This is a genomic window from Bacillus sp. FJAT-49736, from assembly GCF_018343615.1.
In the GTDB taxonomy this organism is placed as follows: domain Bacteria; phylum Bacillota; class Bacilli; order Bacillales; family Bacillaceae_C; genus Margalitia.
Map to the genome: position 1 here is coordinate 128,829 of NZ_JAGYPI010000002.1, position 15,848 is coordinate 144,676.

Here is a 15,848-nt window from a genome sequence, read left to right on the forward strand (position 1 = left end):
AAAATAAGAAATTGCGCCTTACTAATAGAGTTTAAGCTATAATTATTCTCTTTATTATACTATTTATCTAACTTCCTCACAAATGCCAATTACGGGGTAATTCCTTTTAACCGCCGTAAAAAAAAAGCTCAGGCAATGCCTGGGCTCATCAAGGGGTCTTATTAAAAAGGGGGTCAATTTCATTTATCTATACTATACATGATTAATATTTCACAAACATTACAGGAAAATTAAAACAAAATTACTTTTATCAAATATCCCTTTAAAAGACTAAAGCGTGTCTATTACTTGATTTTTTCTTTTAGTTCTTCAATATAATGCTGAGCACTTTGTGCGGCAATACTTCCGTCCCCAGTAGCGGTAACAATTTGGCGAAGTGTTTTTTCGCGAACATCTCCAGCTGCAAAGATTCCCGGAATTTTCGTTTCCATATCATCGTTAGTTTCGATATAGCCTGTTTCATTTACGATCCCAAGGCTTTCAAATGGTTTTGTTAAAGGTACTAAACCGATATAGATAAACACTCCGTCTGTCTTAAATTCACTTTCACTGCCATCTTCCGTTGAAACAAGAGTAACAGATCCCACTTTACCTTCATTTTCATTAATTTCCTTCACCGTATGGTTCCAAATGAAATCAACCTTTTCATTAGAAAAAGCCCGATCTTGAATAATCTTTTGTGCCCTTAATTGATCACGACGGTGTACGATCGTTACTTTATTGGCAAAGCGAGTAAGGTATACACCTTCCTCTACTGCAGAGTCTCCTCCGCCAACAACGACTAACTCCTTGTTTTTAAAGAAGGCGCCGTCACATACCGCACAGTAAGAAACACCGCGTCCGCCTAATTCTTTTTCTCCAGGTACGCCGATTTTTTTATATTCGGCACCTGTAGCAATAATAATCGCTCTTGCTTTAAATTCCTTCGATCCAGCTTTTAAGGTTTTATACTCTTCGCCGTCTACAATTTCCTTAATATCTCCATATGCATACTCGGCACCGAATTTCTTCGCATGCTCAAACATTTTATTGGATAGCTCTGGACCCAAAATGCTATCATATCCAGGGTAATTTTCTACTTCTTCTGTATTGGCCATTTGACCGCCTGGAACTCCACGCTCAATCATTAAGGTAGATAAGTTAGCGCGCGATGCGTATACAGCTGCAGTCATACCTGCAGGGCCAGCTCCTATAATGATTAAATCATATATTTTTTCATCCATATCTCAACACTCCTTACAACGCCCAATATTCTATTTCTATTGTTATCCGCCTTTTCTGTTTTATCATTCCCGGTTTTACTTATGAATAATAATGGCTAGAATTGGTGGTCAAATTTGCTATAACCCTAACTAATACGGATAATGATTATCTATATCTTAGTAGATTAATCATCATACGTCCAAGGAAATGCTTACTCATTATAATGCTGAATAAGCTTCGAATACTTTTGCAAGGTTGATGTTGAAATATCGTACCGATTCGCAATTTCCAATTGGGATTTTTTCTCGTCATTTAGCTTATGCCAAGCATATTCCACCGCAGCAGCATATGCCTTCATATTGGTAAAAGATACCCCATCCTTTAACCCATTAATAAAAATGGAAAACCACATAAGGAATAAGCCGGTTGTTTGCGGATGGATTGGGTGATGATGCTCGTACAATAATGTTGCGACACCATGGCCTTTTCCAATAATTCCATCTGGATCAAACTGCTCCTTCATCCCAGCGTCTAATACATTAGCTAAATAAATTTTCTCTGTGATGGAAAACTCGTCCAAGCTTTTAAAATCCGGATGAGAAATAACCTCTTGCCTTCTATTCGAAATAGACAATAGAAAAATTCCAAATAACCGCTCTTCTAAATATTCACTTCTCAACTTTTTCAGTATGGAAGTTACATGATTTTCAAAGCCTGTATCATTCGAGCGATTATTATTCCACGGTTCTGATCCTTCTTTTTCAGGACTAATCTCTAACAATTGCTTCCATGCAGATTTTGCTGTTTGTTCGTGACCGGTAGTAAAAGCAACATGTGAAAGCCAATAGTAAAAGCTGGCATCCCCTTCAAACCCTTGCTTTTTGAGCTTGTTTAACCAGAAAAATGCTTTTTGATGATTCCCAAGAAGTGCAAAAGTGGCACCTAGTTTATATTGGTGTTCAATGAGAATGGGCTGAATTTTTTCAAGACCATCTACTAATTCCTGCAGCTCCTTATCACGATGCTGATGATATAAAAACACCGCTAAATTGCAAAGCGCGTGGAGGTTTCCAGGATTCTTGTCCAGCAGATCCTTTAGCACATTTGCCGCTTTCTCCATATCACCTAAATAAAAATAACCAAGCGCAAGATTATTGTAGGCAGACCAGAAATCCGGATATTTTTCAATAATTTCTTTTAAGCTCTTTATTGCCATTTGGAAGTTACCTGATTCTAGAAGCTGTCTTGCTTTTTCTTGTTTCATGATAAGCTCATCCTGCATATACAAGGAATCCTCTAAATCTGCTTCTTCGGTATTGATAACATATATTAAATCTTCCGCTTCCTCAGCAAACTCTCCATATGGATCAAGCTCCAAATATTTATTTGCATGCTTATATGCTTCATGAAAAAGTCCCAGCTCTGCGAAATTATTTGCCAAAAAATAATGACACTCTGTCATACTAGGATCTAATTCATCCAATATTTGTGTAAAAAGCTCATTAGATTGCTGAAATTCATCCAGCTGCATACAAACTAAACCAAGCTGGCAGGCAATCATCGGTTCATATGGTTCAAGCTGCATCGCACGCTGCAAATATTTCTTCGCCTTTTTTAAATCATGTCTATGATAAGCATTTATCCCTTTATTAAAATAATATTCACCTGTTGGTATAAAGGACAGGACAACGCCTTGCTCCTGTCTTACTTTTGAGTCTTTTGCCATTAAGGTCCCTCACAAATCTTCAAAGATAAACGATAGATCTTTTCGTAAACTTGCAGCTGATTAATGCTATCGAACACTGCATATACAAAAAGATGCAAAGAAAATTCATCCATTTTTAGATGAAAACAATCATAACTACTGTAGTATAACATATATAGTAATAATGATTAACAGGCAAATTTTAAGGTACCTGCTTTTTACAGGTACCTTTTATCCGCTTTTCCATAAATCGGGTCTAATGCCCATCTTTCTTCTAATTGTTCCTTCGTATAAATTACCTTCATCGGATTTCCACCAACAAAAGCACCTGCCGGAACGTCCTTATGAATAAGAGTGCCTGCAGAAATAATCGCCCCATCCCCAATCTTCACTCCCGGCAATATGGTCGAATTAGCTCCTATCATCACTTCACTTCCAATTTCCACCTTACCTAGCCGGTATTCCTTTATTAAATATTCGTGAGCTAAGATGGTAGTATTATAGCCTATAACCGTATTTTTTCCGACTGAGATTTTCTCTGGAAACATGACATCCAGCATCACCATTAAGGCAAAAGATGTTTGACTGCCAATATCCATTCTTAAAAAAACTCTGTACAGCCAGTTTTTCAAGCCCAGAAAAGGGGTATATCGAGCCAATTGGATCACGATGAAATTTTTCACTACTTTCCAAAAAGGTACCGTTTTATACACATGCCATAGGGAATTTGCTCCTGAAACGGGGAAACGCTCCGTTTTTCTCATTCATTTACCGCCCCGACGATATCTAGAAGATCTCGCATATTATCCAGAATGAAATCAGGTTCAAATTTTTCAATATAGGCACGGCCTTTTGCAGACCAAGATACTCCCGCCGATAATGTACCTGCATTTTTCGCTCCCACAATATCGTGATAATTATCCCCTACCATTATGCTTTCCTGCGGAGTCGATCCAAGCAGTTTCAATGCTTTTTCAATTGGTTCAGGATGCGGTTTTACGTTCTCCACATCATCAATCGCCACAATTATTTCAAAGAATGAATCGAGATTCGTCAGCTTAAGGCCTTTCTTTACTGTAGCGGACATTTTAGTGGACACAATTGCCAGCTTATATCCTTTTTCCTTTAGTGTTTGTACCGTTTCATATACACCGTCGAATTCCTTTACGAGAAGATCATGGTTTGCAAGGTTATGAGTACGGTATCTTTCAATCATTTCGTCCACCCGATCAGGATCAATGGAGGACATGGTTTCCTTTAGCGATGGTCCGATAAACGGTAGAACGTCTTCTCTCGTGTATTTTCCGGGATAATAATGGTTGAACGTATGTAAAAAAGAAGCAATGATCAATTCATTCGTGTCAATTAGCGTACCATCTAAATCAAAAAGAATCGTAGATATATGTTTTTGCATAGTATGTTACCCTTCCTAGCATTAAGATTTTCTTTTCTTTCCTTAATGATAAAGCTTTTTGAAAAAAATGAAAAGAAACTGGCGAATGCCAGTTTCACTTTTATCCCTCTATGGTTGTTGGAGTGCTTTTTTGAAAGTTCATACGGTTCCAAATAAATCCTACTATAAAAGTCAATATGATAGCTGTAAAGAGTCTTACAAGTAAAAGATATATCACAGGAATGCCTAGAGGAACGAAAATAAGCGTATCCTCTACAACAGCATGACAGCCGCAAAGGAAAATAAATGCTAGCGTAGCATCTTTCTTGCTGACACCATCTTCTTGAACCGCTTGTATCATTACTCCCGCTCCGTAAGCCAAGCCAAAAAATAACCCTGCTGCAAGCGTTGTAGATGTATTTTCCTTCATCCCTAATAGCCTTGTTACAGGAGCCATCCAACGCGAGAAGATTTTTAACAATTGCAAGTCCTTTAAAATTTGGATCCCTATCATTAGTGGAATCACTATTTCTGCAAGCTTATACACACCAAGAGCAGCTTTTTCGATCCCGTCTAAGATAACTGGCCAAACCCCTGTAATACTTTCCTGAACCGGCGCCATTGCACTATAATGGGCAGGCTGATGTCCCCCATGCCAGAAAAGGTTGATAAAAATTGCTGATAAAATTGCAAGGCCAACACGTACTACAATCATTACCCATATTCTGACCCCTACCTTAATGGCAACACTAGATTCAATAAATAGGTTATGGGCAAAGCTCAGCATTACCGCAATAATGAAAACCTCTTTTACCGTTAAATCAACAGATAGAATCCCTGCAATTCCTGCATATAAATTCAAAAAGTTCCCTAAAACAATTGGGATGGCAGCATCACCAGATAAACCGATCATCCCCATTAGAGGGGAAATTATTTTAATAATCCATGGTAAAATCGGTGTATATTGCAATATCGTGATAAGTAATGTGATGGGAAAAATAATTTTCCCTAATGTCCAGGTTGTTTTTAATCCCGATAGTAAGCCTGTTTTTAACGTTTGCAGCATTCTTTCAATCTCCCCATAGTCATTTCAAAAGTTAAATGGAAGTTTCCCGATAACGCATAGCAGAGAAACCTGCTTTTCTTCTATAAATCCATAGGATCATGGCAACCACTATTAATGCGATAGAAATCATTTGTGCCATGCGCAAATCAGCCGTTAGCATTAAACTGTCTGTTCTCATTCCTTCAATAAAGAAGCGACCGATGGAATACCAAATTAAGTAGCTTAAGAAAATTTCCCCACGACGTAAATTTACCCTTCTTAGGCTAAGGAGAATGATAAAACCAACGATATCCCATACGGATTCATATAAAAAGGTAGGATGATAATAATGTCCATTAATATACATTTGATTAATGATAAAATCAGGTAAATGTAGATTCTCCAGGAATGTACGGCTAACCTCTTTGCCATGAGCTTCCTGGTTCATGAAGTTTCCCCAGCGCCCGATTGCCTGGCCTAAAATAATACTAGGTGCGCATATATCTGCAAGCTTCCAGAAGGAAATATTTTTTGCTTTTGAAAAAATGACTGCCGTTAATACCGCGCCAATTAAACCGCCATGGATAGCAATCCCGCCATTCCAAATTTTAATAATTTCGCCTGGATGAACGGAATAATAGCTCCACTCAAATAAAACATAATAAATCCGTGCACAAATAATCGAGATAGGAATTGCCCAGATCATTAAGTCCGCAAATAAATCCTTATCAATTCCAAGCTTCTCCCCTTCTCTAATGGCCAAAAATAATCCGATTGCAATTCCACAACCAATAATAATTCCATACCAATGAACTTCAAAGGCGCCTAAATGCAAGGCAATTGGATTTAGTGGTTTGATATTATCCATATACTGTACTCCTTTCTATACGATGATTAATGTACGTCTTTTTCCCCATTTTTAATGACATTCGCTAATTGCTCATTAAATTGCTGAGCTGCATTTACCCCCATTTTCTTTAAGCGGTAATTCATGGCTGCTACCTCAATAATAATCGCTAAGTTTCTTCCCGGACGAACAGGTATAGTTAGTCTCGGCAGCTCTGTATCAATAATCTTAATCTTCTCCTCATCTAAGCCAAGACGATCATATTGCTTCATTTGATCCCATAGCTCCAAATGGGCAACCATCGTAATTCGCTTATGGCTGCGGACCGCTCCTGCTCCGAAAAGTGTCATAACATTGATAATTCCTAGTCCGCGAATTTCCAGTAAATGCTCAATCAAGTCTGGTGCATTGCCGATTAAAGAGTCCGTATCCTCTTGACGAATCTCCACACAATCATCTGCTACAAGCCGATGTCCCCTTTTAACTAGCTCCAAAGCGGCCTCGCTTTTTCCAACTCCACTCTTTCCAGTGATTAATACTCCAACACCGTATATATCAACTAGGACACCATGAACAGCTGTTGTAGGAGCAAGCTTGAATTCTAAATAATTCGTTAAATGACTGGAAAATCGTGTTGTTTTCATATTTGTACGCATAACTGGTACAGAATATTCAGTAGACGCTTCTATTAACTCTTCCGGCACCTCTAAACCACGTGAAATAACAATACCAGGAGTTAAATCACTGCAAAGCTGTTGCATACGATTTTTTCTTTCTTCACCGTCTAAGCGCTCACTGAAGGTAATTTCCGTCATGCCAAGCAGCTGAATCCGGTCAGCTGGGTAATAATTAAAAAATCCTGCCAATTCCAAACCAGGTCGTGAAATATCGCTGGTTGTAATTGGACGGTGGATACCTTCTTCTCCGCTGATTAATTCTAAATTAAATTTCTTAATGATATCCTCAACACGGACCTTCGCCAATTTTTTTTCCTCCTTGCGTTAATCTGCACTACTAGCCTTTCCATGCAGACAAGCAATCAGCAAATTTCTATTCTTTATTAGTAGGCTCTGCAGCTGCACTGCCCGGCATTTTTGTTATTATTCATGCGAAAAAAACAATGCACTATGTGTGTCCAAATGGCATTAACACTTACAAAGCCAAAAAGTAAAGCTTTCTTTATTGTAGCATTACATTATAACGGAAGACTACCCTTAATACTTTACAAATGTCTTCTTACGGTACCGTAATTCCTACCTTAAACATATTATAAATATAGATACCTTCTGAATGTATATTACCAGTCTGTTTTCGTATAAGTTGTTGCTTTCGAATATATGCCTAGTCCGTATTCGATACAGAAATCAGGGCAGCTTTTCGTAGAATCTATATGATATGCGATTGGTATTAACAGCAACAAGTTACGAAAAGAGCCTTTACAAAAATCATAAGGAGGATGTTCAAGTGAAAATAATGCTGGATGCTGGACATGGGCCGAATACAGCTGGAAAAAGAAGCCCTAACAATTTTAAGGAATTTGAATTTAATAGTAAGGTAGCCGATTTTGTAAAGGTGCTGTTGGGAAATTACAAGGATGTAACTGTTTATTTTGCCCATTCCAAAAAAGTGGATGTTCCTTTAAAGGAAAGAACGGATAAAGCCAATCAGCTAAAAGTGGATTGCTATATATCCATTCATGCAAACGCATATGGGACGAACTGGAACAATGCAAATGGTATTGAAACCTATGCTTATGTAACTAAACCGAAGGAGGCCATGGAATTAGCTAAAAAGGTGCAAAAAAATCTTGTTATTCGCACCGGCTTAACGGATCGTGGTGTGAAAACAGCAGATTTTCATGTTTTGCGCGAATCAAATATGACAGCTATTCTCTGCGAATGCGGATTTTATACGAATAAAAAGGAAGAAGCCTTTTTGCGTTCAAAGACCTTTCAGGAAACCTGTGCGGAAGCTATCGTAAAAGGAATTGTAGACCAATACCACTTAAAAAAGAAAAGTACACCTGCCCCACCACCTCCTGAAAGTAATACTAATTATTTTGTTCAAGTTGGAGCTTTTACTGATAAGAAAAAAGCTGAACAATTAGCGAAGGAGTTAAAGGGTAAGGGGTTTGACCCAATCGTTGTAGACAATAAGGGGACAGTTCAAAAGTGATAGGTTGGAAAAGTTTTGGCCGACTATGGGGAACCTAAGCGGACTAGTGTTCCGTTATTCGTAACAAAAAGGGTGATTTCACGAATTTCACGGCCTGACGTTCCGTTAGCTAGCTGAAAAGGTACTATTTTTACTGATATTTTAGGATATAAGGGATCCTGTGTCTTCCAACTGCTTTAATACATCATGTTTTACGAAAATAAGGAACTCAGAGTTCGCGAAAAATGAAAAAAAGGAACGCATGGAATCCATGCGTTTTGTTCTGTAGATTTTTTTCACACGTTGTTATGCTCTTTTGTTTTTCTGCAAAATAGTATTTTGCAAAATGATATTAGTAATAGACATAATAACGGCCATTAGGAATGCCATTCCAAAGCTGTGAATTTGAAAGCTATCTCCCATAATTCTGTCGGTTAATAGCAAGGTAAAGGCATTGATGACTAATAAGAAAATACCTAAGGTTAATACCGTAATTGGCAGCGTTAATATAATCAAAATAGGTCGAACTAAAACGTTCAAAATCGATAGTATAAAGCTTGCGACGATTGCTGAACCAAAGCTTGCAACTTCAAAGCTATGAAAAAATCCTGCCATCGCAACAAATAATATTGCATTGATAAATATGCTGATTAACCATCTCATTCAAGAATAAACTCCTTTTATGGCACTTTTCCTTTATTATAAAGGCAGAAAGCAGCCTTTATAAAATATATAGTCTTATTGAAGAAAAGATACCCACTTACTAATAAAAATTGGGACTTGTTATGAAGGTTTCTTCTTAATAAACAGTCTCTTTCTTTTCAAACTTTTTTATATGGACAGAGCCGGTTTTTGTATCAGCAAAAACTCTTGTAGTCTCTTCAGATTCCCCTGATTTTTTAAATTTCAGTTGCTTTTGAGCAATTTCCTTCTTTTCCACAATGGTTTCTACATTCTCTAACTCCACTTTAATATTCCCAAAGTTAGATTTACATTCTCCCTCTACACCGTTTCCATCCGGTAAATAGAGATGGATATTACCGGTTACCGCTTTAACATGAACAGTATCCGCCTGTTCTGTTAATGTACAGTGAACATTTCCATTAAAGGATTGTAAATCAACTGTGTGGTAGGAGCCTACAACGTCGATTTGCCCATTCATTGTTTCCGCAGCAAGCCTATTCGACTTACTATTCTGGATCATAATTTTACCATTCGCTGTTTCCGCTTCCATTTTTTCTGTAACCATTTCGTGCAAAGAAATCTTCCCATTTGCAGTCTTCGTTTTAAAATCCTGTACATCCAGTTTTTCCGCAGTTATTTTTCCATTAAAGGTGCGAATGATTGCTTTTTCATAAGAGCTTCTCGGTACATAGATTACCGTGTCTACTTTCATCCACTTGGATTGCGTAGAAAAGCGCAAACGGTTATTTTCTACTGAAAAATAACTGTTTTCAATGAAAAAAGCGCGTGCATCATCCCGTTGATCCTTGCGATAAACTTTTGCTTGGCATTCCACTCGAGTGTCTGGCTGATCCCACGGTCTGATCTCTACATGACCGTTTGCTACATCGATATCAATATTGGTGAATTCCGCTTCTGCTTGCTGAAAAACATGTGGAAATTCTACCGATTGATTCAGTTGAAAATCAAATTCCTTAATTTTCTTCACAGCAGAATTAACAAAATCCATTATTTTATCGCGAGCTCCAGAAAACTGAGAAGATGGCTCATCCTCTTTATATTCATGCTGTTTATCTTGTTCATAACTTTTGGACACGGAATCTATTTCATGTTGCATTCCATTGCCTTTATGTTCATTTTCCAGGGCTTCTAACAGGGTTAATGCTTCCTCTGTGGAAAGCTTTCCTTCCTTAACCATTTCCAATATACGTTTTCTTTCCATTTGCATCTTTTTACCCTCCTTTTAATTAACCGGGAACCTCATATTATAAAGATAGTGATAGAAATTGTTTATTATTACCTATTTCTATTTTCGCATAATCGTTTGTTTTCTACCTCCGTCTCGGGATGTAAATATTCTCATCCATTTGACTTCGGGTAATATCACACTTTAGCTTACTTGGTTAAATGGTTTGTGAGCTGTTAATATCACTTAGAAAGGATTTTAAGAAAAAGTTTTGTTCATAATGGAAATTTATCATTTCCATGCCTATAAAAAAACGAATCGCTGCTATTCTTGCGCGATTCGTCTTTTTTTATGCTTCTGAAAGTTCGTAATGACTGCTTCGTTTTTGCATTACCTTTTCACGGTAAGCTTTTCTTTCTACATCAGACATTTTTTTAAAGTCCTTTAGAAACTTTTCGTATTTGGGAACTACCTCTTCTATTGTCCCATAAGCTCTAACTTCTCCGTACTCAATCCAAAGCGCTTTTTCACAGAAATTCTTTATTTGAGAGATAGAATGACTGATAAAGAAAATGGTCTTTCCCTTTTCTTTAAACTCATTCATTTTCGCTTCACACTTATCGGCAAAAATTTTATCACCAACGGACAAGGCCTCGTCAATAATCAAAATATCCGGGTCAATATTGACGGAAATGGCAAAGCCAAGACGTGACTTCATTCCGCTCGAGTAGTTTTTTACCGGCTGATCAATAAACTTACCAAGCTCGGCAAACTCAATAATTTCCGGCTCTAATTCTTTGATTTGCTTTTTATTAAATCCAAGCATCAAACATTTTAATTCAATGTTTTCTCTACCTGTCAATTGATTATCTAATCCGGAGTTAATCGCAATTAAGGCTACCTCGCCATTTATCTCAATCGTTCCAGCCGTAGGAGGAATGATTCCGGAAATAATATTGGATAACGTAGACTTCCCTGAGCCATTAACACCAATTATTCCAATTACATCGCCTTTATTAGCCTCAAAGGTAATGTTTCTTAAGGCATAAAAATCCTCACCATAGCCTTTGGGCAAAAGTATATCAAGTATTTTCTCTGATGTGCGCTTATACATTTTATATTTTTTGGCAACATTACGGAGAATAACTGTTTTTGTCATTTTTACTCACATCCGTTTTATAAAAAGTCAACAAAACGATTTCTGAACTTAACGTGGATACTGGAACCAATGATAAATAGAATGATGACAACCGCCCAAAAATATAAAGTATAGTGCCAATGTTCTACTAAGTACCACTTTTGGCCGAGTAAGGAATTTCGATACCCTTCCACCACATAGTATATCGGGTTAATTTTTAATATCGGTTGAAACTTTTCCATTTTACCGATCGGCGGCCATAAGATTGGCGACAAATAAATCATCATTCTCATTACTGCTTGTACAATCATCTGTACATCTCTTACAATCATGGAGAGTGTCGACGTAATTAATGATACGGATAACGTCAATGCAATGGCTGCAAACATATAATATGGCAGTTCAAAATAGTGCCATGAAATGATGTAACCATTGAAATGCAATATAACAATGATAGCCGCAAGCAGCATTAAATGCTGATAGAATTTCGCAAAAATAACATAGGATGGGATAATGCTCATTGGAAAGCTCATCTTCGAAACCAATTTAATTCGGGAATAAATAGACTTGGATCCTTGTGTAATTGCCGGGTTAATAAAGAACCAAATAACAATCCCAGCGATTAGCCATGGAAAGTAAGGAACATCTCCCTCTCCCCTTCTAGTCGTAATGTGTGCGAATACAAACCAATAAACGGCAATTTGAATCATTGGATTGATAATTTCCCACATAATTCCTAAGTAATGGCTTTTATTAGCGCTCTTTACTTCATATGCAGATAATCTGCTTATAAGGTAAAAGCTTTTAAATTGTTCCTTAAATACGGTAAAAACAGATTTCATGTATTTTTTCCTTCCTTAAAAACAAAGGCACCCTATAGAAGATTGCTTTCCTTTTAAACGAGGAAAAAAATTTATTTTTCCCTACATAAAATGGAGAAAAAGGAAACAACCTTATATTGAGATACTTTTATATAAAATTGAGGATAATATGTATGGCACCGCTTCTATAAAGGCTCTTTTCGTAAACTTTGTTGCTTTTGGACCTTAATAAGAGTCAACTATAAGTTTCTAGGCAATTTCCGCTAACTTTCTAACGAAATTATGCCACGAGGCATTTAGTTATTCAGGTTGATGAGCTTATTCGAAAAACAACAAATTATGTGAAAATAACCTTAATGAAAAAGCAATTTAAGAGGGTAATTTTTACCCCCTTAAAAGATTTAGCCATTTTTTACAGTAAATAAATCCTTTTTAATCTTTGATGTGGAAATACCAACCGTTCTAGGTAAATAAACAACTTCACAATAATCTTTTAAGAAGTCAAAACGACCTTTCCAATCATCGCCCATAACAAATATATCCACATCATGGTCAATTACATCGGACACCTTTTGATCCCAATCATTTTCCGGAATTACTTCATCGACATAGCGAATGGCTTCTAAAATAAATTTACGGTTTTCGTAACTGTGGTAAGATTTCTTATTTTTAATTTTATTAAATTCATCCGTCGATAACGCTACAATTAAATAATCTCCAAGTTCTTTTGCTCGTTTTAATATATTAATATGTCCCCAATGAAGTAAATCAAAGGTTCCATATGTGATAACTCTTTTCATTTCAAAAACCTCTCCCTTATTACTGGTATTTTAGCCAGTTATTCGAGCAAGATAACAAACGTTGTACAAAATAAAACACAACCAATATTATAATCGAAAAACCATTACTTTCAAATATAAAAAGTTACATAAATGTGTTAAAAGCATTAAATTTAAATTTATATTAAGATTAGCCTTATTTTTAGTGTTTATTTTTATGTTTAGGTTTATACATGCGAATTAGACAGATTCCGGATAGTTTGGGCTTCGCTCTTCGGTTTCAAGCGTTGGTCGAATATAGCGAATTAATTGGCTGCTGGATGAACCCACGGAATACTTATTCCAATCATTAGAAAATTGTTCTATCCGCTGCATATCATAGGAATTGTTCAGAATTTGCTCGATGATATCTTCCGTAGAAGAAACAACTGGACCTGGTATCATCTCCTTGTAATCATACCATAAACCTCTTTCCTGTCCATATGCTTCCAAATCATAAGCGTAAAAGATCATTGGTCTTTTCAATAATGCATATTCGAATGGAATCGAGGAATAATCCGTAATTAATATATCTGTAATCATAAGTAATTCATTGACATTATGATATGTGGAAAGATCCACAACAAAATCATGATATTTACTTTCCATATCAAGCTTATGTTTAATAGCTGGATGCAGTCTGAGCATAACAATATAATCTTTACCCAATTTTTGCTTCATTAAATCCAGATTAAGCTTAAATTCAAATAAATCTAGTTGTTCATCCCTAAAGGTCGGGGCATATAAGATTCTTTTTTTATGTCGTAAATCTGGATATTCTCTAAGCAACTTTTGCATAATATCCATTTTTCTCTTTTCATCATAAAAAATATCCGTTCTTGGAATCCCTGTGTACAAAAGCTGATTTGGGGATAAACCAAATGCTTCCATAAAAATATTTCCCATTATATCTGAACCAATGGCAACATAATGGAAACGTTTATAAACATTCTTAAAGCGTTTTATATCCCTATTGGTTCGCATTTTTAAGGAATGATCATGCAGACCAAATTTTTTAAAAGCACCTGCCGCATGCCATACTTGTATACATTTTACTTCCTTTTTAAAATGGATGACAGATAAAAACGCATAGTAATTATCGATTATTATTGTTTTCGATGTGGCAATATGATAAATCGATTTCGCCAGCTGCATTAGATTTGCTGTATTCAATGGAATTGCTTTTGCATCCTCATATTTAGAGAAGTTATATTTACACGACTTATTAAATAAAAAAACAACCTCACAAGAAATTTGCTGGCGTTTTAATTCCTCATATAAATAAATGGCATTATCACCAAAAGAAACGATAAACGTAACCTTCCTTTTAACAGGAAACATATTCATTATCATAAATATCAATCGGAATGCTGTTAAATAAGTCCAAATAGCAAAACTACGTATATTATTTTTCATCTATATCACCAACCACCATTTTCAGCCATTTTCCAACAACAGTATTTCCTTCAAATTATATCATTAACTTTACGGACATATAAAAATAATTCATAAAAACATATAATGAAAGGGCTTTCTCTCATCATTTACAATTTGAAATAATAGCCTTTTACACTTATAATATTCCCTAGATTTGAAAGCAAAGAAATAGATAAACTAGCAATAGAAAGGTAATGGATTTAAAAATGAAATTACTCAACAAAATAAAAAAACACGGCATTGTTCCCAAAGTTTATAGAAGACTATTTAATGCTGCATCCTATTTGCCGGTAAAAAAAAATCTTATCGTATTTGAGAGTTACTCTGGAAAGCAATATAGCTGCAATCCAAGGGCATTATATGAATATTTAAAGGAAAATTATCCACATTATCAGCTGGTATGGAGTGTAAAAAAAGAATATGAAAATATTTTTATCGGAAGAAAAATTCCTTATATTAGAAGATTCTCAATAAAATGGCTAATCATGATGGCTCGTGCCCAATATTGGATTAACAATGCCCGCCTGCCATTATGGATTGATAAGCCAAGACATACTACTTATCTTCAAACTTGGCATGGAACTCCATTAAAAAAACTCGCAGAAGATATGGACGAAGTGTATATCCCTGGGACCAATACAGAATTGTATAAACAAAATTTTAGAAAAGCAACAAGCAAATGGGATTACTTAATATCCCCAAATAAATATTCAACAGATATCTTCAAAAGAGCATTTAATTTTAATAAAACAATGATTGAATCTGGGTATCCTCGCAATGACTTTTTATATAATTGCAGAAATCAGCAAACAATAGAAGAAATTAAGAAAAGATGTCATATTCCAATGGATAAGAAAGTTATTCTTTATGCTCCAACATGGCGCGACGACGATTTTTACAGTAAAGGAAAATACAAATTTGACATTAAGCTTGACTTAGATAAATTAAGAACTGAGTTTGGAAATGAGTATGTAATTATTTTAAGGATGCATTATTTAGTTGCTGAAAATTTCGATTTGAGCCCATATGAGGGGTTTGCATATGATTTATCCAATCATGAGGATATTCGGGAGCTTTATTTAATATCTGACTTGCTCATCACAGACTATTCATCGGTATTTTTTGATTATGCTAATTTAAAGAGACCAATATTGTTTTATACGTATGATATCCAGCATTACCGTGATAAATTAAGAGGGTTTTATTTTGACTTCGAAAAGGAAGCACCTGGACCACTCTTAACGACAACAGAGGAAGTTATGGAAGCAATTAAAGAGGTTGAAAAAGCACAGTTCCAGGTGGACGAATCTTTCCAGGAATTCTACAATACTTTTTGTTATTTGGAGAATGGCAACTCATCTAAAAAAGTCGTTGAAAAACTGTTTGCAGTGACGCGGTAACTGGAAAAGCAACCAGA

Annotated in this window: 14 protein-coding genes and 1 pseudogene; 2 read left to right on the forward strand and 13 right to left on the reverse strand. The window is 36.0% G+C overall.

All coding sequences use genetic code 11. The features are described from left to right. Nucleotides 1-284: 284 nt before the first annotated feature. The 7 genes from trxB to hprK all read right to left on the reverse strand — a co-directional run bounded on the left by trxB (nt 285) and on the right by hprK (nt 7,176). Nucleotides 285-1,223 (reverse strand): thioredoxin-disulfide reductase, encoded by a 939-nt coding sequence (trxB, locus tag KHA87_RS12270; protein WP_213094458.1) that lies wholly within the window; start codon nt 1,221-1,223, stop codon nt 285-287. A 191-nt stretch (nt 1,224-1,414) separates the two neighbouring features. Continuing rightward, nucleotides 1,415-2,929, reverse strand: coding sequence for a tetratricopeptide repeat protein (locus KHA87_RS12275; protein ID WP_213094459.1), 1,515 nt, complete (start codon nt 2,927-2,929; stop codon nt 1,415-1,417). A gap of 197 nt (nt 2,930-3,126) precedes the next feature. After that, nucleotides 3,127-3,672: an acyltransferase gene (locus KHA87_RS12280; RefSeq protein WP_213094460.1), complete on the reverse strand. Its 546-nt coding sequence runs from the start codon at nt 3,670-3,672 to the stop codon at nt 3,127-3,129. After that, nucleotides 3,669-4,322, reverse strand: a complete 654-nt coding sequence (gene ppaX, locus KHA87_RS12285) for a pyrophosphatase PpaX (RefSeq protein WP_213094461.1) — start codon at nt 4,320-4,322, stop codon at nt 3,669-3,671. The genes KHA87_RS12280 and ppaX overlap by 4 nt, the downstream gene beginning before the upstream one ends. A 100-nt stretch (nt 4,323-4,422) precedes the next feature. Further along, nucleotides 4,423-5,367, reverse strand: a complete 945-nt coding sequence (locus KHA87_RS12290) for a nucleoside recognition domain-containing protein (protein WP_213094462.1) — start codon at nt 5,365-5,367, stop codon at nt 4,423-4,425. Nucleotides 5,368-5,398: 31 nt separating this feature from the next. Then, the gene (gene lgt / locus KHA87_RS12295; RefSeq protein WP_213094463.1) at nt 5,399-6,214 is read right to left on the reverse strand and encodes a prolipoprotein diacylglyceryl transferase; all 816 of its coding nucleotides are present in this window, start codon (nt 6,212-6,214) and stop codon (nt 5,399-5,401) included. 26 nt (nt 6,215-6,240) lie between these two features. After that, a complete protein-coding gene (hprK, locus tag KHA87_RS12300; protein WP_213094464.1) occupies nt 6,241-7,176 on the reverse strand; it encodes an HPr(Ser) kinase/phosphatase in 936 nt (311 codons plus the stop codon). 490 nt (nt 7,177-7,666) lie between these two features. Here hprK and KHA87_RS12305 point away from each other — a divergent pair, with 490 nt between their 5' ends. Next, nucleotides 7,667-8,368 carry an N-acetylmuramoyl-L-alanine amidase gene (locus tag KHA87_RS12305; RefSeq protein ID WP_249310437.1) on the forward strand — a complete coding sequence of 234 codons (702 nt, stop codon included), beginning with the start codon at nt 7,667-7,669 and terminating at the stop codon, nt 8,366-8,368. A 285-nt stretch (nt 8,369-8,653) separates the two neighbouring features. On the opposite strand, the gene KHA87_RS12310 is transcribed toward KHA87_RS12305, so the two are convergent. The 6 genes from KHA87_RS12310 to KHA87_RS12335 form a co-directional block, all read right to left on the reverse strand. Next, nucleotides 8,654-9,010 (reverse strand): phage holin family protein, encoded by a 357-nt coding sequence (locus KHA87_RS12310; protein WP_213094466.1) that lies wholly within the window; start codon nt 9,008-9,010, stop codon nt 8,654-8,656. A 136-nt stretch (nt 9,011-9,146) separates the two neighbouring features. Next, complete coding sequence (locus KHA87_RS12315) at nt 9,147-10,259, reverse strand: DUF4097 family beta strand repeat-containing protein (protein ID WP_213094467.1); 1,113 nt, start codon at nt 10,257-10,259, stop codon at nt 9,147-9,149. A gap of 307 nt (nt 10,260-10,566) precedes the next feature. Further along, nucleotides 10,567-11,376 carry a teichoic acids export ABC transporter ATP-binding subunit TagH gene (gene tagH / locus KHA87_RS12320; RefSeq protein ID WP_213094468.1) on the reverse strand — a complete coding sequence of 270 codons (810 nt, stop codon included), beginning with the start codon at nt 11,374-11,376 and terminating at the stop codon, nt 10,567-10,569. 17 nt (nt 11,377-11,393) lie between these two features. Continuing rightward, complete coding sequence (locus tag KHA87_RS12325; RefSeq protein ID WP_213094469.1) at nt 11,394-12,197, reverse strand: ABC transporter permease; 804 nt, start codon at nt 12,195-12,197, stop codon at nt 11,394-11,396. Nucleotides 12,198-12,577: 380 nt separating this feature from the next. Next, nucleotides 12,578-12,976, reverse strand: coding sequence for a glycerol-3-phosphate cytidylyltransferase (tagD, locus tag KHA87_RS12330; RefSeq protein WP_213094470.1), 399 nt, complete (start codon nt 12,974-12,976; stop codon nt 12,578-12,580). A gap of 219 nt (nt 12,977-13,195) precedes the next feature. Beyond that, a complete protein-coding gene (locus KHA87_RS12335) occupies nt 13,196-14,410 on the reverse strand; it encodes a CDP-glycerol glycerophosphotransferase family protein (RefSeq protein ID WP_213094471.1) in 1,215 nt (404 codons plus the stop codon). 224 nt (nt 14,411-14,634) lie between these two features. On the opposite strand from KHA87_RS12335, the pseudogene KHA87_RS12340 reads away from it, so the two are divergent. Next, nucleotides 14,635-15,831, forward strand: a pseudogene (locus tag KHA87_RS12340) (CDP-glycerol glycerophosphotransferase family protein); the annotation flags it as partial. Between the last annotated feature and the right edge of the window lie 17 nt (nt 15,832-15,848).

Excerpts from the sequence above, each read along its gene's own strand:
- ppaX (WP_213094461.1), bottom strand. The coding sequence starts at position 4,322 with ATGCAAAAACATATATCTACGATTCTTTTTGATTTAGATGGTACGCTA.
- KHA87_RS12310 (WP_213094466.1), bottom strand. The coding sequence starts at position 9,010 with ATGAGATGGTTAATCAGCATATTTATCAATGCAATATTATTTGTTGCG.
- KHA87_RS12315 (WP_213094467.1), bottom strand. The coding sequence starts at position 10,259 with ATGCAAATGGAAAGAAAACGTATATTGGAAATGGTTAAGGAAGGAAAG.
- lgt (WP_213094463.1), bottom strand. The coding sequence starts at position 6,214 with ATGGATAATATCAAACCACTAAATCCAATTGCCTTGCATTTAGGCGCC.
- KHA87_RS12290 (WP_213094462.1), bottom strand. The coding sequence starts at position 5,367 with ATGCTGCAAACGTTAAAAACAGGCTTACTATCGGGATTAAAAACAACC.
- KHA87_RS12305 (WP_249310437.1), top strand. The coding sequence starts at position 7,667 with ATGCTGGATGCTGGACATGGGCCGAATACAGCTGGAAAAAGAAGCCCT.
- KHA87_RS12280 (WP_213094460.1), bottom strand. The coding sequence starts at position 3,672 with ATGAGAAAAACGGAGCGTTTCCCCGTTTCAGGAGCAAATTCCCTATGG.
- trxB (WP_213094458.1), bottom strand. The coding sequence starts at position 1,223 with ATGGATGAAAAAATATATGATTTAATCATTATAGGAGCTGGCCCTGCA.
- KHA87_RS12325 (WP_213094469.1), bottom strand. The coding sequence starts at position 12,197 with ATGAAATCTGTTTTTACCGTATTTAAGGAACAATTTAAAAGCTTTTAC.
- KHA87_RS12275 (WP_213094459.1), bottom strand. The coding sequence starts at position 2,929 with ATGGCAAAAGACTCAAAAGTAAGACAGGAGCAAGGCGTTGTCCTGTCC.
- tagD (WP_213094470.1), bottom strand. The coding sequence starts at position 12,976 with ATGAAAAGAGTTATCACATATGGAACCTTTGATTTACTTCATTGGGGA.
- tagH (WP_213094468.1), bottom strand. The coding sequence starts at position 11,376 with ATGACAAAAACAGTTATTCTCCGTAATGTTGCCAAAAAATATAAAATG.
- KHA87_RS12335 (WP_213094471.1), bottom strand. The coding sequence starts at position 14,410 with ATGAAAAATAATATACGTAGTTTTGCTATTTGGACTTATTTAACAGCA.